This window comes from Gordonia sp. WA4-43, from assembly GCF_020520305.1.
GTDB lineage: Bacteria > Actinomycetota > Actinomycetes > Mycobacteriales > Mycobacteriaceae > Gordonia > Gordonia hongkongensis.
This window is the reverse complement of sequence record NZ_CP084736.1, coordinates 3,339,155-3,358,433: the sequence shown is the minus strand read 5'-3', so window position 1 is coordinate 3,358,433 and position 19,279 is coordinate 3,339,155. Positions and strand designations below refer to the sequence as shown.

The 19,279-nt window shown below is 61.2% G+C and carries 12 protein-coding genes, 3 pseudogenes and 1 other annotated feature; of the genes and pseudogenes, 4 read left to right on the top strand and 11 right to left on the bottom strand.

The window, feature by feature from the left end; all coding sequences use genetic code 11:
• Positions 1 to 59 precede the first annotated feature (59 nt).
• A pseudogene (locus LEL84_RS15010) lies at positions 60 to 881 on the bottom strand (IS256 family transposase); the annotation flags it as partial.
• A 31-nt stretch (positions 882 to 912) separates the two neighbouring features.
• Positions 913 to 2,195 (bottom strand): IS3 family transposase gene (locus LEL84_RS15005; protein WP_226512018.1). Its coding sequence is split into 2 segments (ribosomal slippage): positions 913 to 1,907 and positions 1,907 to 2,195, totalling 1,284 coding nucleotides; the frame shifts between segments, so codons are not numbered across the junction.
• Positions 1,789 to 1,917: a sequence feature (AL1L pseudoknot), on the bottom strand. It overlaps the preceding gene by 129 nt.
• 148 nt (positions 2,196 to 2,343) lie before the next feature.
• Between LEL84_RS15005 and istA the strand changes: the two are divergent.
• Together istA and istB are read left to right on the top strand one after the other, a co-directional pair.
• Positions 2,344 to 3,585, top strand: a pseudogene (istA, locus tag LEL84_RS15000) (IS21 family transposase); the annotation flags it as partial.
• A gap of 63 nt (positions 3,586 to 3,648) precedes the next feature.
• On the top strand, positions 3,649 to 4,413 hold the full coding sequence (gene istB / locus LEL84_RS14995) for an IS21-like element helper ATPase IstB (protein WP_004021756.1): 765 nt from the start codon (positions 3,649 to 3,651) through the stop codon (positions 4,411 to 4,413).
• Between the two features lie 56 nt (positions 4,414 to 4,469).
• Here the strand turns inward: istB and LEL84_RS14990 are convergent.
• The 9 genes and pseudogenes from LEL84_RS14990 to LEL84_RS14950 form a co-directional block, all read right to left on the bottom strand.
• Positions 4,470 to 4,976 (bottom strand): annotated as a pseudogene (locus tag LEL84_RS14990) (transposase); the annotation flags it as partial.
• Between the two features lie 243 nt (positions 4,977 to 5,219).
• On the bottom strand, positions 5,220 to 8,261 hold the full coding sequence (locus LEL84_RS14985) for an RND family transporter (protein ID WP_033206569.1): 3,042 nt from the start codon (positions 8,259 to 8,261) through the stop codon (positions 5,220 to 5,222).
• A gap of 86 nt (positions 8,262 to 8,347) precedes the next feature.
• A complete protein-coding gene (locus LEL84_RS14980) occupies positions 8,348 to 8,974 on the bottom strand; it encodes a TetR/AcrR family transcriptional regulator (RefSeq protein WP_004021759.1) in 627 nt (208 codons plus the stop codon).
• 300 nt (positions 8,975 to 9,274) lie between these two features.
• A complete protein-coding gene (locus tag LEL84_RS14975; protein ID WP_004021760.1) occupies positions 9,275 to 10,027 on the bottom strand; it encodes a TetR/AcrR family transcriptional regulator in 753 nt (250 codons plus the stop codon).
• 85 nt (positions 10,028 to 10,112) lie between these two features.
• Positions 10,113 to 11,018 carry an alpha/beta fold hydrolase gene (locus tag LEL84_RS14970; RefSeq protein ID WP_226512017.1) on the bottom strand — a complete coding sequence of 302 codons (906 nt, stop codon included), beginning with the start codon at positions 11,016 to 11,018 and terminating at the stop codon, positions 10,113 to 10,115.
• Positions 11,008 to 12,081 carry a ferredoxin--NADP reductase gene (locus LEL84_RS14965; protein ID WP_004021762.1) on the bottom strand — a complete coding sequence of 358 codons (1,074 nt, stop codon included), beginning with the start codon at positions 12,079 to 12,081 and terminating at the stop codon, positions 11,008 to 11,010. The genes LEL84_RS14970 and LEL84_RS14965 overlap by 11 nt, the downstream gene beginning before the upstream one ends.
• A complete protein-coding gene (locus LEL84_RS14960) occupies positions 12,078 to 12,947 on the bottom strand; it encodes an SDR family NAD(P)-dependent oxidoreductase (protein WP_004021763.1) in 870 nt (289 codons plus the stop codon). Before LEL84_RS14960 ends, LEL84_RS14965 begins: the two co-directional genes overlap by 4 nt.
• Positions 12,948 to 12,994: 47 nt before the next feature.
• Positions 12,995 to 14,515, bottom strand: coding sequence for a flavin-containing monooxygenase (locus LEL84_RS14955; RefSeq protein WP_004021764.1), 1,521 nt, complete (start codon positions 14,513 to 14,515; stop codon positions 12,995 to 12,997).
• A gap of 161 nt (positions 14,516 to 14,676) precedes the next feature.
• The gene (locus LEL84_RS14950; protein WP_004021765.1) at positions 14,677 to 15,645 is read right to left on the bottom strand and encodes an AurF N-oxygenase family protein; all 969 of its coding nucleotides are present in this window, start codon (positions 15,643 to 15,645) and stop codon (positions 14,677 to 14,679) included.
• A gap of 133 nt (positions 15,646 to 15,778) precedes the next feature.
• Here LEL84_RS14950 and LEL84_RS14945 point away from each other — a divergent pair, with 133 nt between their 5' ends.
• Entirely contained in the window at positions 15,779 to 16,117 is a 339-nt protein-coding gene (locus tag LEL84_RS14945) for a DUF4873 domain-containing protein (protein ID WP_004021766.1), read from the top strand.
• An 82-nt stretch (positions 16,118 to 16,199) separates the two neighbouring features.
• Complete coding sequence (locus tag LEL84_RS14940; RefSeq protein WP_014928953.1) at positions 16,200 to 19,232, top strand: RND family transporter; 3,033 nt, start codon at positions 16,200 to 16,202, stop codon at positions 19,230 to 19,232.
• The last annotated feature ends 47 nt before the right edge of the window (positions 19,233 to 19,279 follow it).

Below are 19,279 nucleotides of genomic sequence, written 5' to 3'. Positions count from 1 at the left end.
GCCCCGACGGGTCTGTCCGATATTCGGTGTAAGCGGCGGTTTTCCGATTGCTCGGCGGGTCAGCGTTCTTCGGCTGCGGGCATACGATCGGCGAACGTGATGGCCGGGGCGTTGAGCGCTGGCTTCCAGCGTACGGCCCACTTCGTCTGACCGGTACCCTTCGGGTCCAGCGACCGGGTGACCAGGTAGAGCGTTTTGAGTGCGGACTGCTCGTTCGGGAAGTGTCCTCGAGCGCGCACCGCACGCCGGTAGCGGGCGTTGAGACTTTCGATCGCGTTGGTGGAGCACAACACTCGCCGTATCTCGACGTCGTAGTCAAGGAACGGGATGAACTCCTCCCACGCGCTCTCCCACAGGGTCACGATCGCCGGGTACGGCGTGCCCCATTTCTCGGCGAATTCCTCCCACCGCGCCCGGGCGTCAGCGGCGGTCGGCGCGGTGTAGATCGGTTTGAGATCGGCGCTGATCGTGTCCCAATACTTGCGGGAGGCGTACTTGAAGGTGTTGCGGATCAGATGGATGATGCACGTCTGTACCGTGGCCAACGGGAACGCGGCAGATACACTGTCGGGCAACCCTTTCAATCCGTCACACACAACGAAGAAGATGTCGCGGACACCCCTGTTCTTGAGGTCGGTGAGCACCGCCAGCCAGAACCTGGCCGACTCGCCGTCGCCGTCGCCGGCCCACATGCCGAGGATGTCTTTGTGCCCGTCGAGATCCACCCCGATCGCGGCGTAGATGGGCCGGTTACGCACCTGCCCATCCCGGATCTTGACCATGATCGCGTCGATGAACACCGCCGCGTACACTTTCTCCAGCGGGCGTGCCCACCACGACACCATCTCTTCGATGACCCGATCCGTGATTCGGGAGACGGTGTGAATCGCCCCGGGTTTGCTGGAGGCTCGGTTAGTTGGTTCCAGCGTTTGCGGGGACCGGGTTCTCACGGTAGCTGGTGACGGTGTGGGTCGACCAGTAGGCGCTCTCGTACTCGACGGGTGGGACGTGTCCGATCTCGCCGTGCAGGCGGCGGTGGTTGAACCATTCGACGTACTCAGCGACGGCGATCTCGACCTCGCCCACACCTGCCCAGCCGCCTCGCGGGCGCATCACGGGGTTACGGATGCATTCGGCTTTGAACAGCGAGTTGAACGCCTCAGCCATCGCGTTGTCGTATGAATCCCCTTTGGAGCCAACAGATGTCACCGCTTCGGCTTCGGCCAGTCGTTCGGTGTAGCGGATGGCTCGGTATTGCACTCCGCGGTCGGAGTGGTGGATCAGCCCGGCCACGTCGTGGCCGGCACGCGACCGTGCCCACAATCCCATGTTCAGGGCGTCGAGGGCGAGGTCGGTGTGCATGGTGGTCGAGACCTGCCAGCCGACGACCATCCGCGAGAACACGTCCAGGACGAACGCCGCGTACACCCAGCCCGAGTGGGTGCGGATGTAGGTCAGGTCCGCCACCCACAACGCGTTCGGTGCCGCCGCGGTGAACTGACGGTTGACCCGGTCAGCCGGCCGGGGTGTTTCAGCTCCCTCGCTGCGCGTGGTCTTGCGTGTCTTGAGTCTCGCTATCCCTTGCAGCCCATCGGCTTTCATCAATCGCTCGACGGTGCAGCGGGCAGCACTATGGCCCTGTCTGCGCAATTGGGCATGCACCTTGCGGGCACCGTAGACGCCGAGGTTGTCGGCATGCACCGCGCGGACCTGGGTAAGGAGCTCCCGGTCACGCACCACACGAGGCGCCTCGGTCTTCTGGGGGCTCAGGTGGGCTCGTACCGTGGACGGAGCGATCTGGGCGGACGTATCGCGCAATGCCGCACAGATCGGATCGACTCCGTGTTCATCGCGGTGAGCCGCGACGAACTCCACGATCAGCGCTGTGGGCGGTCGATCTCCGCCGCAAAGAAAGCCGAAGCCTGCTTCAAGATCGTGTTCGCTCGCCGCAGTTCACGGTTCTCCCGCTCCAACGCCGCGATGCGGTCAGCGTCCTCACTCGTGGTGCCCGGGCGGACCCCGCCGTCGATCTCGGCCTGACGAACCCAATTGCGCAACGCCTCGGGATGGACTCCGAGCTGATCGGCGATCCGCTTGATCGCACCTCTCGACGAATCGGGATCTCGTCGCGCTTCACATGCCATCCGGGTGGCCCGGTCCTTGAGTTCCTCACTGTACTTGCGTGGTGCTGCCATGCTCTCCATCCTTCACAGGTTCGAGAGCCTCCGACAGACCCGGGGCGGTTCAGTGTCTTTCGATACCGACGCACCGTATGTTGACGACGCCTGAAAACTGACCCCCTGACGACGGGTGAATTTTGACCCCCCCCGTCTTGTTAGGAGGGTGATTTCAGTGGAGCAATGGGCAGAGATCCGCCGTTTGCATCGCAGTGAGGGTGTGCCGATCAGGGAGATCGCGCGCCGGTTGGGGGTGGCCCGCAACACCGTTCGTGCGGCGTTGGCTTCGGATACCGCGCCGAAGTACTCGCGGCCGGCGACGGGCTCGGCGGTCGACGCGTTCGAACCGCAGATCCGGGCGTTGCTGCGGGAGTATCCGACGATGCCGGCGACGGTGATCGCCGAGCGGGTTGGGTGGACGAGGTCGTTGACGGTCCTCAAAGACCGGGTCCGGGCTATTCGTCCAGAGTTTCGTGGGGTAGATCCAGCCGATCGGGTGATCTATCAGCCCGGCGGCTGTTCACAGTGGGATTTGTGGTTTCCGGACTACCGAATCCCTCTGAGCCACAATCAGTTCGCCATGCTACCGGTGTTGGTGATGACGTTGGCGTTCTCCCGGTACCGGTCGGCGGTGATGATCCCGTCTCGCCAGGGCGGAGACATCCTGACGGGAATGTGGCTGCTGCTGTCGCAACTGGGCGGGGTGACCCGCAAACTGGTGTGGGACCGCGAAGCCGCGATCGGCCCCAAGGGCACACCCACCGCGTTGGCGGCCGGCTTCGTGGGCACGTTGGGTACGCGGCTGGAGCTGGCGCCACCGCGAGACCCCGAGTACAAGGGCATGGTCGAACGCAACAACCGGTTCTTCGAGAGCTCGTTCCTGCCGGGCCGCCAGTTCAGCTCACCGGCCGATTTCACCGCCCAGTTCGATCGGTGGCTGGCCGATCATGCCAACACCCGAGTGGTGCGCGCGATCGGTGATCGACGCCCGTGTGACGTGTTCGCCGAGGACCTCGAGCAGATGACCGGCCTACCTCCGACCGCACCGCATATCGGCTTGAGTAGCCGGGTGCGACTCGGTCGCGACTACTACGTACGTGTAGCCGGCAATGACTATTCGGTGCACCCGTCGGTGATCGGTCGGTTCGTCGACATCACTGCCGACCTGCAGCAGGTGCGCATCCTCTGCGGCGAGGTCACCGTCGCCGACCACGCGCGCAGCTGGGCCAACCACGTCACCATCGCCGACCCTCAGCACGTGCGAGCAGCCAAAGAACTGCGCCGCGATTACCGCCGCCAAGACCTCGCCAACCGGGCCCGAAACGCCGCCCGCATCCGCGCCCACCCTGATGGCCACGAGGTGCCGATCCGGGCGTTACCGGACTACGACGAGCTGTTCGGGGTGAACTTTGCCACCCCGCCCCAAGCTCACCCGCCCACCACATCCACCAGCATTGAAAGGCGAAAGACTGTGTCCGACAATCAAACAGGTAAACAGATCGAGTTCGCGGCGCGGGCGTTGAAGATGCCAGCGATCCGCCGATGCTGGGCGGAATTGGCCGAGCGGGCCCGCACCGACAACTGGACCCACGAGCAGTACCTCGCAGCGATTCTTGACCGCCAGGTCAGCGAACGCGAAGCCAACGGCACCATGCTGCGGATCAGCGGCGCGCGCTTCCCTGCGGTCAAAACACTCGAGGACTTCAACTTCGACCACCTTCCAGGACTGCGTCGTGATGTGATCGCCCACCTGGCCACCAGCACCTGGATCGCCAAGAGCGACAACGTGATCCTTCTCGGACCACCCGGGGTGGGAAAAACCCACCTCGCGATCGCGCTCGGGATCAAAGCCGCACACAACGCCTACCCCGTGCTCTTCGACACCGCCACCGGATGGGCCACCCGCCTGACCGAGGCACACACCACCGGCCGCCTGGCCGCCGAACTCAAACGGCTCCGCCGCTACCGACTGATCATCATCGACGAGATCGGCTACCTCCCATTCGACTCCGACACCGCCAACCTGTTCTTCCAACTCATTGCCAGTCGCTACGAACAAGGCTCGATTCTGATCACCTCGAACATGCCATTCGGCCGTTGGGGCGAAGTCTTCGCCGACGACGTCGTCGCCGCCGCACTCATCGACCGCCTCGTCCATCACGCCGAGGTCATCGCTATCGACGGCGACTCCTACCGCACCAAAGCCCGACGAGAACTCGTCAACACCGACCAGTAACCACACCAAAGGGGGTCAAAATTCAACCGTCGATAAGGGGTCAGTTTTCAGCCGCCGTTGACACCGTAGACATCGGCGAAATGCGCTGAGATCTCGCCGGTTGTGAGGCCTTTGGCATACAGCGACAGCACTACCCGATCCACATCGGTGACGCGACGTTTGCTCTTACCGACAATTACCGGGTCGAAGGTGGCGTTGCGGTCGCGGGGCACCTCGATGGGCACCTGCCCGCACGCGTCGGTCAGGACCCGTTTCGTGCGCGTGCCGTTGCGTGAATTGCCGGTGTTGCGGCCGGCCACGTCATGTTTGTCATAGCCAAGATGTTCGGTCATCTCTTCATCGAGCGCGGCTTCGAGCACGCTCTTGGTCAGCGCTTTGAGCAGCCCGTCAGGACCGGTCAGAGCCACTCCCTGAGCGCGTGAGCTACGTACCAGATCGCTCACCAAAGCCTGCTCGGCCTTCGAGAGCTCACGCACCGCATCCGCGGTGGTGACATCGTGTTCCTGACCGGTCTGAACCGGCCCTGCCACCGGGGCATCCACGCCCCCGATTGTGTCGGTCATCGTCGTGATTCCTCCTGCCCCACGCCGGGGGCGATCAAAACCACTTACACCGAATCAGCGACAGTCCCCAACGCCGCGACGGGCCCTCCTGCGAGTTCTACCAGCGTCAACGACGCGAGGGGCGCTCGCACGTGGGTCGGGTGTGGTGCCGCGGCCGACCGTCGAGCGGGTGTCAGTCGATGAGGTGGGCGCGATGGCTGGATGACTGGCGGGGCCGGTCAGATCTCGGCACGTGCGTGCGTACTAGCGGGACGCTGGATGCGTGTCGGTTCGGGTACTCGGCCACCAGCTTGCTCTGCCGACAAGTGTGGCGATGGTCGGCACGACGATGGTGCGGACGATGAAGGTGTCGAGCAGCAGGCCGATGCCGATGATGAGTCCGACCTGGGTCATGATCGAGATGGATCCGGCCATGAGTCCGAACATGCTGGCAGCGAAGATGAGGCCGGCCGAGGTGATGACTGATCCGGTGTTGGTGACGGTTCTCAGGACGCCGATGCGGATGTTGTTTTGGGATTCTTCGCGTAGGCGAGAGATGAGAAGCATGTTGTAGTCGGCGCCGACCGCGACGAGGACTATGAAGGCCAGTAGTGGTACGGGCCAGGCGATGTCGGTTTTGAGGATGTGTTGAAAGATCAGGACGCCGATACCCAGTGCCGCGGTGTAGTTGAGTATGACGGTGCCCAGAAGGTATAGCGGCGCGATGAGTGCTCGGAGTAGGAGTATCAGGATCAGGCCGACGATGGTGAGGGTGGCCAACGCTAGGAGTCGGAAGTCTTCGGTGAGTAGACGTTGCAGATCGGCGTTGATGGCGGGGAACCCGGCTGTCGCGATGTTGGAGTCCTGCAGGGTTGTGTTCGGTCTGGCGGCGAGTGCGACATCGGTGATTGTGTCGGCCAGTTGCATGGCCTCGGTGCTGTAGGGGTCGAAGCTGGTTTGTATTGCGTAGCGCACGGTATGGCCGTCGGGCGAGACGAACTGGCGAGCGACGTCGACGAAACGGCGGTCTGCGTTGGCCTGAGGTGGGAGGTAGAAGCCGGTTGCTGAGTTTGTTCCGGCGGTCTCGCGGGCGGAGGTTTGTAGTTGTGTGGCTAGCGCGGCCATCCCGGCGAGTTGTTGAAGGTTGCTGTCGATCAGCGCGGATACACCGGCGGCGAGTTGGCGTGATCCCGCCGCGAGTTGACTGATACCTGTTTGCAGTTGGGTGAGCTTGCCGGGAAGGTCTTGGCTGCTGATGCTTCCCAGCGTGGAGCCCAGTGAGTTGACGGTGGAAGTGAGTTGGTCGGTGACTGTTGAGATCGGTGTATCCAGCTGCGCGAGTTGTGTTGACAGCGTGGCGATCTGGTCGAGGGTCCCGTTGCTCAGTAGGGCGTCGAGATTGCGGGTCTGCGCGCGCAGAGCTGCGCACTGCGGGACTTGGGTGCACCAGGGCGCATTATCGAGGATGGGCAGGATCGAGGTCACTGTTGCCAGGGCTGCAGATGTTTGGCGGGTGAGCGCGGCCAGCTGTGGGGCATTCTGAGAAGCGCGATCGAGCGCTGGTGCAGATGCGGCGAGTTGGCGTAGTAGTGGCTGGTACTGCTGAATTTGCTGCCCGGCTGTGCTTGCCTGATCGAGGATGCCGGCCAGGGGGGCCAAGTTGGTGCGTACCTGGGTGTCGAGCTGAGTAAGCCCGTCGGCGAGTTGGAATGCGCCTGTACGGAGCTGTTCGAGGTCACCGCGGCGGTTCTGGCCATCGTCGACCGCACCCGCCAGCCGGTTCCCGATCTGGCCGTTCTGCCAGGACAGCTCGGCTTGCTCGAGCTTGTCCCCGGTGGGACGGGTAACGCCGATGACTCGAGTCACTCCGGGGATCTGGGATACACGTGAGGCCATTTGCTCAAGATCGGCCAGCCCGCTGGCAGTACGGAGATCGATCGGTGCATCTACGACGAGGAACTCGGTGATAGTGACGTCTTGAGGGAAATGACGGTCGAGCAACGCGTAGCCTTCGTTGCTGTCGGTTGTCGCGGGTTGCCCCTCACGATCGTCGAAGGTGATCTGGATGCCCGTCGCGAAGACGCTAAGCACGATTAGCCCGACCAGGGTTAGTGCCAGCAGCGGCACAGGACGCCGCACGACGAGCACGGCGACGCGATTCCAGTACTTTCGGGTCAGATCTCGCCTGGGTGCGCCCCAGCCGAATCGTGCCGCCCACAGCAACACCGGTGGTAGCAGGGTGACCGTGGCGAGGAATCCGATGAGGATGGCGATCGCGCATGCCGGACCCAAGGTGGAGAACACGCTCAGCTGACCAAAGACCATCGCCAAAAAGGCCAGCGCCACCGTGGCAGCTGAAGCCAGGATGACCCGTCCGATAGTTGCTGTCGCGTCCACGAGCGCAACCTCGGTGGTGGCGTCCTGGCGTAGCCGTTCGTGATAGCGACTGATGAAGAAGACTGAGTAGTCGACCCCGGCTCCGAGCAGGATGACGGTCATGAACGCGACGGTGAACTGCGATACCGGCATACCGAGTTCGCCGAGTGCGGACAAGATGCCACGGCCCACGCCGAGGCTGACACCGATCACCAACAACGGCACCAGCGCGGTGAACAGCGATCGGTAAACGATCAACAGAATGATCGCGATAAGCGCCACCGTCGCCAGAGTGATCACGACTAAATCGCTTTCAGCACTGACGATCTGGTCACTGAAAGTGGCTGTCGGCCCGGTGACATGGACAGTGGTGCCCGTACCGTCAAACACGCGCTGCGCGGTTTGGCGCACGGTCTCCACAGCATGCGTGGCCGTTGGCCCTCCCAATGTTCCGGTGACCCCGACAGGCAGGTACCAGGCTTGCCCGTCCTCACTCAAGGCTTGGCCGGCCGTCGTCGGATCGGAAAGCAAATCCCGCACTGACTGCACATCGTCGAAATTTTCGCGCAGCTGCAGAACGAGCATGTCGTAGCGTTCCCGCGCCACGTCGGTGAACCCGTTCGGGTTCTCCATGGTCACGAAAACAGTGGTCTTGGCGCCCTTCTCACCGAACGCACCACCCATCTGATCGAGTGCTTGAAACGATGGAACCCCAGCAGGGATCGGATCAACAGACTGCTGCCGCACCACCGTCTCCAGCTGGGGAAACAGAATCGCCAAGACGATACCCACAGCCACCCACGCCCCGATGACGAGGAATCTGTGCGCCAAGGTGAACCGTGCCAACCGCCCCAATGTCGTGCTGTACTCGCTGCGTTCCGCCAACCGGCGCGCCGCCAAGCGCCCACCACTTGGACGTTGGACCACCATATGCAGCACCTCACCCTCGACCCAGCCCGTCTACGAAACCGACGGTATCGTTACGGTACTAGCAGTACCGTAGATGGGGAAGGAGGTCAGGAGGTTTGGTGTCGCCGGTGGGCCATGAGGAAATCGTCGACAAGCTGTTCGAGATCGCCAACGGTCATCGACCGAATGCCCGTGAGCTTGGCAAAGATCAGCGGGCCCGCGAGCTGGGTGACAGCCATGGTCAAATCGAAGTTGTCGAGCTCAGCCGTGGCCACGTCACTCGTCAAAACTCGATCGAATGGTTCTCGATACTGCTCGACGACTCGACGACGCAGTGGCGCGAGCGCGTTCTGATCCCCGTCGGATTGCCCGGATTGCCGGGGCTGCTCGGGAAGCATTGCCAACCATGCCAGCGTCGTCAACTGCAGCGGTGCATGCTCAATAAGCTCAGCCTGCCGCTGCATCAGCTTCAGCAGGTCATCACGGATCGACGTCGTCGTCTCGGGGGTCTCGGCCTGAGGCAACAATCGCTCGAAGGCAGCCGCCACCAGATCTGTGGAGCTCTCGAAGTGACGATACAAGGTGGTGCGAGCAACACGAGACAGTCGAGTGACCGCCTCCACGGTAACGGCTTCGACCCCGCCACTGTTCAGCAAGGTCACCGCAGCATCCAACAAACGCTGACGCGACCGAACCCGCCTCGGGTCAACATCGTCGAAATCGATGGTTTCCACCCTGGCCACTCCCTACGAAACCAAATCAAGAACCTCTGACTGCACACCAATACCGTCGGTAACAGAACGAAACTGCCAGTGGCGGTACCGATGGAAGGCTCGAGGGGGGCCTTATGAGTGCCGCCACGACTGTGGCACTGTCGTCAACAGTACCGTCTGTAGCGCTCCGCTACTAAGATGAGCGGCGACCAAGGATGATCCCCCATGACAGCCAGCAGTCAGGATTGTGAAATGCGCTCCGTTTGTGTGAGCAGTTCTGCCGCGTGCGTGACACAGGGCGGACCACCCGTACGAAGGGGATCAGACGGCGTCGAGGCGAGTGGCGAATCCAGGGTCGCCTAAGGGCCTGTCCCTATGGAATCGAACGCCTACTGTGGCTGCAGCGCCGTCTATGATCCCCCACGAGGTCTGGCACAGGTGCGCGGCAAACATGTCCCTGCTCATTCCATTCTGCCGACCGTGATCGATCCACCACTGGGTCGCTGATAGGCCAGCCCCCAGAATGGAGGCTACTGCTACGGCGACGGGGGACTCCTCGGCATCGACCTCTCGGAGGCCACGAGCGAACTCGTCGGAAATAATCTCCATTGCCGATCTCAGCTGATCTGCGGCCCCACCCTCGCCGGACTCAGAGTACTGGAACATGTGGTTCGTCATGAGGAAACGGACGACCGCTGGATGTTCATCAACCAAGGATACGTATGCGGACACCGCTGAACGGAAAAGTTCGTCGACGGTGCTGTCTGCCTGTCCGGAGAGCAGAGTTGACTGCGCTGACTCCCACATCATAGAACCCAGACGGGCTGCCACGGCGGAGTAGAGCCCAGCCCTGTCACCGAAATGGCGGTAGAGCTTAGGCTTCGACGCACCAGCCTCTTCCGCAAAATCGTCCATGCTCACGGCATCGCCGAACTTTTCGATCGCGCGTATCGCTGCATCGACGAGTTCAGCTTTGACGACGGCGCGGTGGTCGTCCCAGCGCGTGCTTCGAGCGTCGCGCACACGTCGCTGCACTTTCACCGGGGCCGCGGAGATGCGACGGACTACAGACATGACCTCCTACGTTATCAGGATGGCTGACTTGTCGCGCCAGTGACGCACTAGCCAGTGAACATGGGTTGGGTCGACGAGACCCGCGTCAGGCGGATTTGTCTAATCTGGCCACGGCTGAATTGAAGTCTTCGACGGCCTCTAGGTTGGACATGTGACCGACTTTGTCAAGAAGAGTGAATTCAAATAGAACGCCCTTCCGACCCAGGCGCGCTGCGAGATCCACTGAATGGGTCGCTGGGGTCAGTCTGTCGGCATCACCTACGATGACCGTCGCCGGCACCTCCAGCGAGTCAACCCCCTTACTGACGTCGATTGTCGCCAACACTGAACCCCACATCCCGCGCACCTGTGGTGGGCATCGCAACACGATGTCGGCGCACTCGTCGACTACCTCGGCAGTCGCGCCCGGGCCCAGGGTTCCGTAACGAATCAGGCGGCGAGACAAACGCGTCCCCTGCATCTCGGGTCCGGCGACTGCAAGACTGGCCGCGAAGGCCCGCTCAAGTCTCGGTCGTAGCTGTCGGGGAACCTTGAGCAATGTAGACCGATCCACCAACTGTGATGGCCCGGTGCTTGCCAGTACTACTCCGCGGGCCAGCTCCGAAACCGAGGCGGGGTACTCAGCCGCCCAACTCATGATGGACATGCCTCCCATGCTGTGTCCGACCACGACAGCCTTGTCGGCGGGAGTCGCCACTGCCCGGACTACGGCCTCCATATCATCGGCCAAGAGCTTCGCCGAGAACGGTACCCGGCCCCGGTCGCTCAACCCGTGTCCGCGTTGGTCGTAGACCACCACCCGATGCGTCGCCGCGAACTGCTCGACCTGCGGACGCCAGAAACGTCCCTGACAAGCCCAGCCGTGACTAAAGACTAGGAGCGGAGCATCCCGGCCCGGACCGAATTCCTGAGCGAACAACTTGGTCCCGTCGGAGGAAAGGACCTCGAGGTCACGCGATCCTCGCGACGCACTCGCAAACTTAGAGGTCATCGAAGCTCACCGTGACAGAATCCGTCAGCGGAAGTGCCTGGCATGCGAGCCGTTCACCGTCGGCAACATCACCCTCAACGAGGATGTGGTTCTGGGCCATTTCTACATCACCCTCGACCAGCTTGCATACACACGCGCTGCAGGCTCCTTCTCGGCAGGAGTACGGGGCATTGTGGCCTTGGGCCAGTAGCACGTCGAGCAACGGCGTGTTGCGCGGCCACTCAGTCGTGATGGACTGCCCATTCAGATAGACCGTAGCGGTCGCCACACCGTCGTCGTCACCAAGCTGACGCATCGTGGCTGTATCGAACGGATCCCCGGTCAGTGACTGGAAGACTTCTCGATGTACCGAGGAGTGCTCGACACCGCAGGCCTCCGCCGACTTCTGCACCAGATCCATGAACGGCGCCGGACCACAGGTGAAGATCTGTGCACCGCGGTGCTCACGTATGGCGGACTCGACATTCTGAGGCGTCGGAATACCCATAGCCGACTCCAACCAATGGAAGACGGTGAAACGCTCAGGAAACTCGGAGACGATCTGCGTCAGTTGCCCCCCGTACATGATCGACTCGGCATCGCGGTTCGCGTAGAATAGTGTGACCTCGCCCCCGCCGCACACAAGTGCCGACTTAATCAGCGAAAAGACCGGAGTGATCCCACTTCCTCCTGCGAAGAATAGAAAATCAACGTCGAGATTCTTCGCCGTGAAATGCCCTGACGGCGGGAGGACGGTCAATTCCATTCCCGTAATCGCGTTATCGCACAGCCAGTTCGATGCGTAACCGTTCTCGGTCCGCTTGATGCCGATCTCGAGACGGAAGTCGTCGACGTGAGGCGAGCTGCTCAATGAGTAGCACCGTGCGACATGACCGGTCCGATCAGATGGGATCTTGACGGTGATGAATTGCCCTGGGGTATGCTTGAATTCCTCGACCATGGCGTCGGGGATTTCGAACGAAATGGTAACGGAGTCTTTCGTTTCCTGGATCACTTCCGAGACGGTTAAGGTGCGTGAGCGGGCCGCCGCGGCAGCCGGACGTGAATCGGGTTCGACGGTCACTTGAGGATCCCCTGTCTACGTGCGACCGCGTAACCCGCTCGTGTCAGTGGCGCCGCGATGTCCTGGTAGCGGGGACCGATCACCCGTGCCACGAAGTCGAAACCGCGGGCGTCCGCACCGATCAGCACTCGCGCTCTCTTCTTGTCCATACCTTTGAGGATTGTCGCCGCTGCTTTATCCGGGGTGCTTCGTGCGATCCTGTCGAACAGCGAGGCGACAGTCGCGGTGTCTGCCCCCATGGCGGAAACGCCTCGGGCATTGTTGACGATGTTGGTTTTTACACCCCCCGGGTGCACACATGTCACTGTGACCGGGTATCGACTGATTTTCATCTCCTGTCGGAGCGCCTCGGTGAAGCCTCTGACGCCGAATTTCGCGGCATTATAGGCGCTTTGGCTGGGGATTCCGATCAAGCCGAAGACGCTCGACGTGTTAATGAGATGTCCGTCCCCGGACGCGATCAGGTGAGGCAGAAACGCCTTCGACCCGTTAACGACTCCGCCAAAGTTGATGCCCATGAGCCAGTCGAAGTCTTCCCAGCTCATGTCGACCACGTCGACGCCCAAGGCCACGCCGGCGTTGTTGAACACCATGTCGACGTGGCCCGACTCTGACCGCACTCCGTCGGCATAGTCCTGAAAAGCAGCGCGGTCCGCAACGTCTAGTACGGCGGCGGTTACCGTTGCCCCATGCGTGGTGCGGCAAAGTTCTGCAGTCTCCTTCAAGTGCATCTCATCAATGTCGGACAGTGCCAGTGCGGCACCTCGCTCCGCCAACTGGAGTGCCAGAGACCGACCGATCCCTGACGCGGCACCGGTGATCACTGCCACCTTGCCGGTATAGTCATGCCGATTAGAACTGCTCACCGTCGTCCCACCATCTCTTCGAATCGTGTCTCTCCGTGCGTTCGGGCTCAGGCGATGTCGTACTCGGCGGGCTCGAAATCTTTCGTGGCGCGCCAGTACTGCCATGTGAAGCCCGGCCACACGGTCCGGTTGACGCCCTGCGAGTCGAGATACCAACTCGTGCAGCCGCCGTTGGTCCACACTCCCTTGGCCAGCTTCCGCTGGATGTCGGTGTTGAACTGTTCTTGCACGGACGGGCGTACGTCAACCTTCTCAGCGCCTCGGCTTTCTACTGTGTCGATGGCCTTCATGATGTATTTGATCTGTTGCTCGATCATGAACACCACTGAGTTGTGGCCGAGGCCCGTGTTGGGTCCGAGGAGGAAAAACAGGTTGGGAAAACCCTCGGTCGTGATGCCCAGGTGCGTGTTAATCCCCGTCTGATGCCAGTGGGACGGGAGATCCTCGCCAGTGGCACCTTTCAGGGCGAGCTGATCGAAACCATCAGTCACGTGAAAACCGGTCGCATAAATTATAACGTCCACGAGATGCTCGACACCGTCTGAAGAAATGATGGAATCAGCGGTCACCTTCTCAATCCGATCGCTGATGACAGTGGTGTTAGGTGCCGCAAGCGCCGGGTAATAGTCGTTTGACCCCAGAATCCGCTTACAGCCGATACGATACGACGGGGTCAGTTTCTTGCGCAATGCCGGATCAGAGATGGAGCGTTCAATGTTCCACCGAGCGACCTTTTCAATTGGCCGCATGAGGTTAGAGTGACCGTTGAGGCCGAAGGCCAGGCTCTCCGCACCCCAGTACACCGACCACCTGGCGATACGACGTGCAATCGGGAGTTTACTCAGAAGAGTCCGCAGGGCCGGCGGAACGGAGAAATTCTTGCGGGGTAGGACCCAGGCAGGGGTTCGCTGGAAGACCTTGAGGGACATGGCCTCCTTCTGCACGAAAGGTACAAACTGGATAGCGCTGGCACCAGTGCCGATCACGGCGACACGCTTGCCCTCCAGATCCACCGAATGATCCCACTGTGCGGAGTGAAACGCTTCGCCTTTAAAGTCCTCAATCCCCGAAATTTCGGGAAAATTGGGGATATGCAGCGCACCGACTCCTGACACCACGAACTGAGCAATGTACTCACGTCCGGACTCAGTACGCAGGTGCCACCGCGACTCCGACTCGCTCCAGTATCCAGAAACCAACTTCTGACCGAAATGAATCTTTTGTGTCACGCCACGCTTATCCGCGACATCCTGTAGATACCGCTCAATTTCTGGCTGTGACGACCACACCTTCGACCAGCTACCTCGACTCTCGAATGAGTACGAGTACATCAGCGACGGAACGTCACATGCACAGCCCGGATAGGTATTGTCGCGCCAGGTCCCACCGACGGAGCTTGCCTTCTCCAGAATCAGAAAATCGCTATACCCGCGACGTCTAAGCTGCGCGGCCATCCCGAGACCAGAGAACCCGCTTCCAATAATCAGAATCTTGGTCGAAATCGGGTCGTTGGTTGAATCCGTCTTGGCGGTTGCGCGCGAGGCGCGCCGGGTAGTCGATGATGCCATGTTTATGCTTTCTCCCTCGTAGGTTGGATCGCACAACACATCACCTGCGCACAGTGGCGGCAGGTGATCTGTTGAGGCGGAAGTGATCGCGAAGCCATCGAGAATGCTCCGCACAGGTCTAACTGATGTCGATCACGACGGCTCGGCCGCGTGAACGGAGATCAGCGAAGATCGTCGGGAAGGCTCCGCGTCGCACGCCACATGGCCATTGTGAACTTGCCTTCCAACATTCCCGCCTCATGGAAGAACCGAATCATGGGCTCCGACATAAATTGCAGGTTGGTCCGATAGTTTGGGCTGGTCTGCTGCGCCCACACGCCACGCCAGCGACTAATTCCCACTGCGGGGTACACTTTCGGATTAATGAGCAGCGGGTACGCCAGGTTCGCGATGACGGCAAGCACCCCTCGGTGCCAAGCGCGCGTCGCCTTACGACGACGCTGCATGCCTTCGATCATCTCCAGTCGCGCAAAGGTAATGTGACGGGCTTCCTCAAGGACGTGGATCTTCATGAGCTGGCGAAGCTGAGGCTGCATACTGGGGTCGTTCATCGCCTCGCGCTGGGCGCGGTCCAGGATTTCCTCGATCAACAGCGTAGCTCCAGACACCGACGGCCCGAGAGGGACGAAATGCAGGATCTTCGCGAAGCTCAAGAAGCCCTTAGGAAGCTTGTAGGGGGGCACGCCCGTCTTGTTGATGAGGCGCGCGAACATAGTGGAATGGCGGGACTCATCGCCGATCTCTGTCAACGCGTATAGAGACTTCTGATCGGTTAAAGCCCCCTTCGCCGACATGCGCAGAAGCGCTGAACTCAACAGATTCTCTGCGTAGATGCCGAAACTGAGGATGCTCACGATCTCATGGCGCCCCAACTCGCGACGCTGCTCCTCAGTCATCTTGTCCCACAGCCTGGTGCCGTATAGCGACACTCGATGCTCTGGCAGAAAGCACTTGCCTTCCTCCCAGGGCGACTCCCAGTCGATGTCGATCTCCGCGTCGTAGAACTTCTCCGCGGAAGACCGCAGCAATCGACCCGCAGATCGTTCCATGTCGACGGGCTTACGCCCGTTCACCCGAGCCATGCCCTCCTTCGAAAAGTCGGGGTTCATCTGGACATCCTGCACGGTCATGTCTTCTCCTCGGTCGTTCAAGGCTGGGAGTCGGGGCCTGGCGCCCAGTACCCATTACTCATAGTATCTGGTACTGCTAGTATCCACGAACTGCGATATTTGTCAACGCTCAGTGCGAAGAAGGTAGGACTGCATGTCTGACGACCATGACCTCGACTACTCCGGCGAAGGAACCCTGGTGTGCCGCGGGGCGGAGATCCATGTCGAAGCGAAGATCAAAGGCTATTTCCAGCCGCTGAACGGCCTGTACACCTGGTATGGCCGGATTCAGAAGAATGATGAGCTCGACGGGCTCCTGAAAGGCGCCCGCGCGATCGCTGTATTTACGACCCCCGAGGGCCGAGCGGAGTGTGTCGTCGGGGATCCCGACTTCTGGGGCCGATACCGCATCTCAGGCAAGAGCACTCCGCCATACCACCTGCCCACCACTCTCGAGGAAGTCGAGAACATGGTCGAGCACCACCACAAGTGACAACCATCCACCGCCGCACGGACATTCGCGAAACGGGTCCGCACGATTGGGTCGCCCACTTCAGGTCGAGAGGATATTGCACATGGTGAGTTCGTCTCCCATTCGAACCCGCCCGTCGAGAGGGGGCGAGAAACTCGGCGAGTACAGTCCGACCCTTGAGCGGGTTGCATGGTTTACCCTCCGCCGCAAGGGAATTGTGACGCTGGTCTGGCTCGGCGCCGCCATCGGCTTAGGCCTTCTCTTTCCTCAACTGGAGTCAGTGATACGGGAACAATCTGTGGATCCGATCCCGGCCGGAGTCCCGTCTTTTCAGACCTTGGACCGTATGGGTGCATCTTTCGACGAGCGCGGCGCCAAGACCACAGTATTCGTTGTGATGGAGAACAGTGCAGGCCTGTCCGACAACACCCGCGATCGATATCACGTGCTTGTCGACACCCTGCGGGCGGACGACAGGCACGTCATCGCTGTCCGGGACCTGCTGAGCGATCCCCTCACCGCAAGTCAGGCTCTCAGCAAAGACAAGCAAGCCTGGTATCTGCCCGTGGGAGTGGCCGGCACACTCGGGGGACCCGATACCGCGGAGGCGGTCGCAGCGGTGCGTGAGATCGCTGAGAGTATCTTTCGTGACAGTGGGACGACAGTCCGTGTGACAGGCCCGCCCGCGACCTTTAGCGACCAACTCGCCGTGGGCGAGTCGGATCTGGTCCTGATCACTGTTGCCACCGTGCTGCTGATCGCCGTGATCCTCCTGATCGTCTATCGTTCGGTCTTCACCGCGCTGATGCCGCTGCTTGTCGTGGGCATGAGCTTGGCTGTGGGTCGCGGAGTTCTATCTGGACTGGGCGAGCTGGGCATGCCGGTATCCCAGTTCACGTCAATGTTCATGACCGTCATCATCTTTGGTGCCGGAGTTGACTATTCGGTGTTCCTCATCAGCCGCTATCATGAAGGTATTCGAGCGGGTTACTCTCCTGATGTCGCTATCGCCCACGCGAATGCAACTATCGGCCGCGTGGTTCTAGCGTCGGCGGGCACTGTGGCCCTAGCGTTCCTGGCTATGGCCTTCGCCAAGCTCAGTGTGTTTAACACTTTGGGTCCGGCCTGCGCAATCGCCATAGCTTTCGCATTCTTGGCGACGGTGACATTGCTGCCCCTCGTACTCTCTTTCGCTGCCAAGAAAGGCGCCGGCCTTCCCCGCCGTGACCTGACGCGGGATTACTGGAGAAGAGTCGGAGTCATGGTTATCCGGCGGCCGGTCCCTCTGCTCGCGATCAGTGTGGTCGTGTTGATCGGCCTCGCCATGGTCGCCGCAACAATTCAGATCACCTACGACGATCGCGAGGGGCAGCCACCTGACACAGGGAGCAACGAAGGATACGCGCTTCTCAACCGCCACTTCCCGAAAGACATCATCATCTCAGAATTCTTGGTGGTGGAGTCCGAGAACGACATGCGCACGGCTCAAGGCCTTGCCGACCTCGACCAGCTAGCCTCCCGCGTCGCGCAGATTCCCGGCGTGACCAGGGTCATTGGCGTGACGCGGCCGACCGGTGAGAAGCTAGAGCAGGCGCAATTATCTTGGCAGAATGATCAGATCGGTACCAAGATCACCGAGGAGACCGGTGATGGACAGGCCCGCAAGGGTGATCTGGCCGTCCTGAAGACGGGGTCAGAGCAGCTCGCCGGAGGCCTGGCACTGTTAGAAGACCAGATATCCTCCAACCTCGCTCCGCTGTCGGGGTTGCTCGACGAGGTGTCGTCATTTGGCCCGCAGCTCGACGAGTATCGGCCGCTTGTGAACCAACTGGCGAACGCTGCCCCAAGGCTTAGACAGTTTTCCAAGCAAGCGCCCGAGCTGTCTCAACTCGCACGTCGGGCCCAGTCTGCGGCAGATGCGGTCGCGCCGGCGTTGTCCGCGTTAGACAATCCGTGGTGCCAGCAGATCGCGCAGTGCTCGGCACTGCGCGCGCAAATGGCCGACATCCGGGCACTCGCGGATGATCAGTCGCTTGGGAGGGTGGCTGACTTTGCCGCGCAGCTCGGCCGCGTGAGTGCGCCAGGCTCGACCAACATTGCACAGCTGCAGCGTTCTCTTCAAACGCTGGATTCTGCACTACAAGCCATCGGCGGACAGGACCTCGGGAACAGGCTCTCGCAACTCGAATCCGGCGTCGGCGCACTTGCCGACGGCGCGCGTCAGTTGTCGAACGGAGTCGGTGCTCTGGTGGACAGCAACCTTCAGCTACTCAGTGGACTGGCACAGGTCGCCGCACAGCTTCGGGCTCCCGCACGGGAGGTCGGCGATTCTGACTCGGCAACCGGCTTCTATCTCCCCGCGGATGCGTTCAAGGACCAGCAGTTCAGTCAGGTCGCTCGACAGTTCATCTCGTCCGACGGGAAAACCGTGCGCTATGCGGTACAGACCGCCTACGACCCATACTCTGCCGATGCAATGACGCTGGCGAACGAGCTGTCCAGCGTCGCCGAGAACGCGATGCCGAACACCACTCTGGAGGGCGGACGTGCTTCTGTTGCGGGCTTTCCTGCGATCAATGCCGACGTCCAGCGACTGTTGTCGTACGATTTCAAACTGCTCGGCATAGCCACCCTTCTCATCGTGGGTCTGATCCTGATGCTGCTGTTGCGGGCCGTCGTTGCACCTGTCTATCTCCTTGCAACCGTCGTCTTGAACTACATGGCGGCTCTCGGTATTGGTGTGCTCGTACTTCAACACATCCTCGGTGCCGGGATCGCCTGGCCCGTGCCACTGGTGTCGTTCATTGTCTTGGTGGCGGTGGGCGCCGACTACAACATGCTGCTGGTGTCACGGCTGAGAGAGGAAACGAGGTGGAGCGTGCGGGTCGGCGTAATGCGTACCGTCGCTTACACCGGGTCGGTCATCACCTCGGCTGGGTTGATATTCGCGGCCAGCATGTTTGGGCTGATGGTCGGGTCCATCGATGTGATGGTGCAAATCGGGTTCATCATCGGTGTCGGTTTGCTGCTCGACACGTTCCTGGTGCGGACCTTAGTAGTCCCGGCGCTAGCGGTGCTGCTGGGCACTGCGAGCTGGTGGCCGGGTGACATCGACCGTTTCCGGCTCGCCCCTTGACCATCGCAAAAGTCACGCGGACGGACCCATGGGGATCTGACAAGCGT

What these genes read in the sequence shown, in the direction of transcription:
- LEL84_RS14985 (WP_033206569.1), bottom strand. Translation starts at nt 8,261, where the DNA reads ATGGTGGTCCAACGTCCAAGTGGTGGGCGCTTGGCGGCGCGCCGGTTG.
- LEL84_RS14975 (WP_004021760.1), bottom strand. Translation starts at nt 10,027, where the DNA reads ATGTCTGTAGTCCGTCGCATCTCCGCGGCCCCGGTGAAAGTGCAGCGA.
- LEL84_RS14970 (WP_226512017.1), bottom strand. Translation starts at nt 11,018, where the DNA reads ATGACCTCTAAGTTTGCGAGTGCGTCGCGAGGATCGCGTGACCTCGAG.
- LEL84_RS14955 (WP_004021764.1), bottom strand. Translation starts at nt 14,515, where the DNA reads ATGGCATCATCGACTACCCGGCGCGCCTCGCGCGCAACCGCCAAGACG.
- LEL84_RS14950 (WP_004021765.1), bottom strand. Translation starts at nt 15,645, where the DNA reads ATGACCGTGCAGGATGTCCAGATGAACCCCGACTTTTCGAAGGAGGGC.
- LEL84_RS14945 (WP_004021766.1), top strand. Translation starts at nt 15,779, where the DNA reads ATGTCTGACGACCATGACCTCGACTACTCCGGCGAAGGAACCCTGGTG.
- LEL84_RS14940 (WP_014928953.1), top strand. Translation starts at nt 16,200, where the DNA reads ATGGTGAGTTCGTCTCCCATTCGAACCCGCCCGTCGAGAGGGGGCGAG.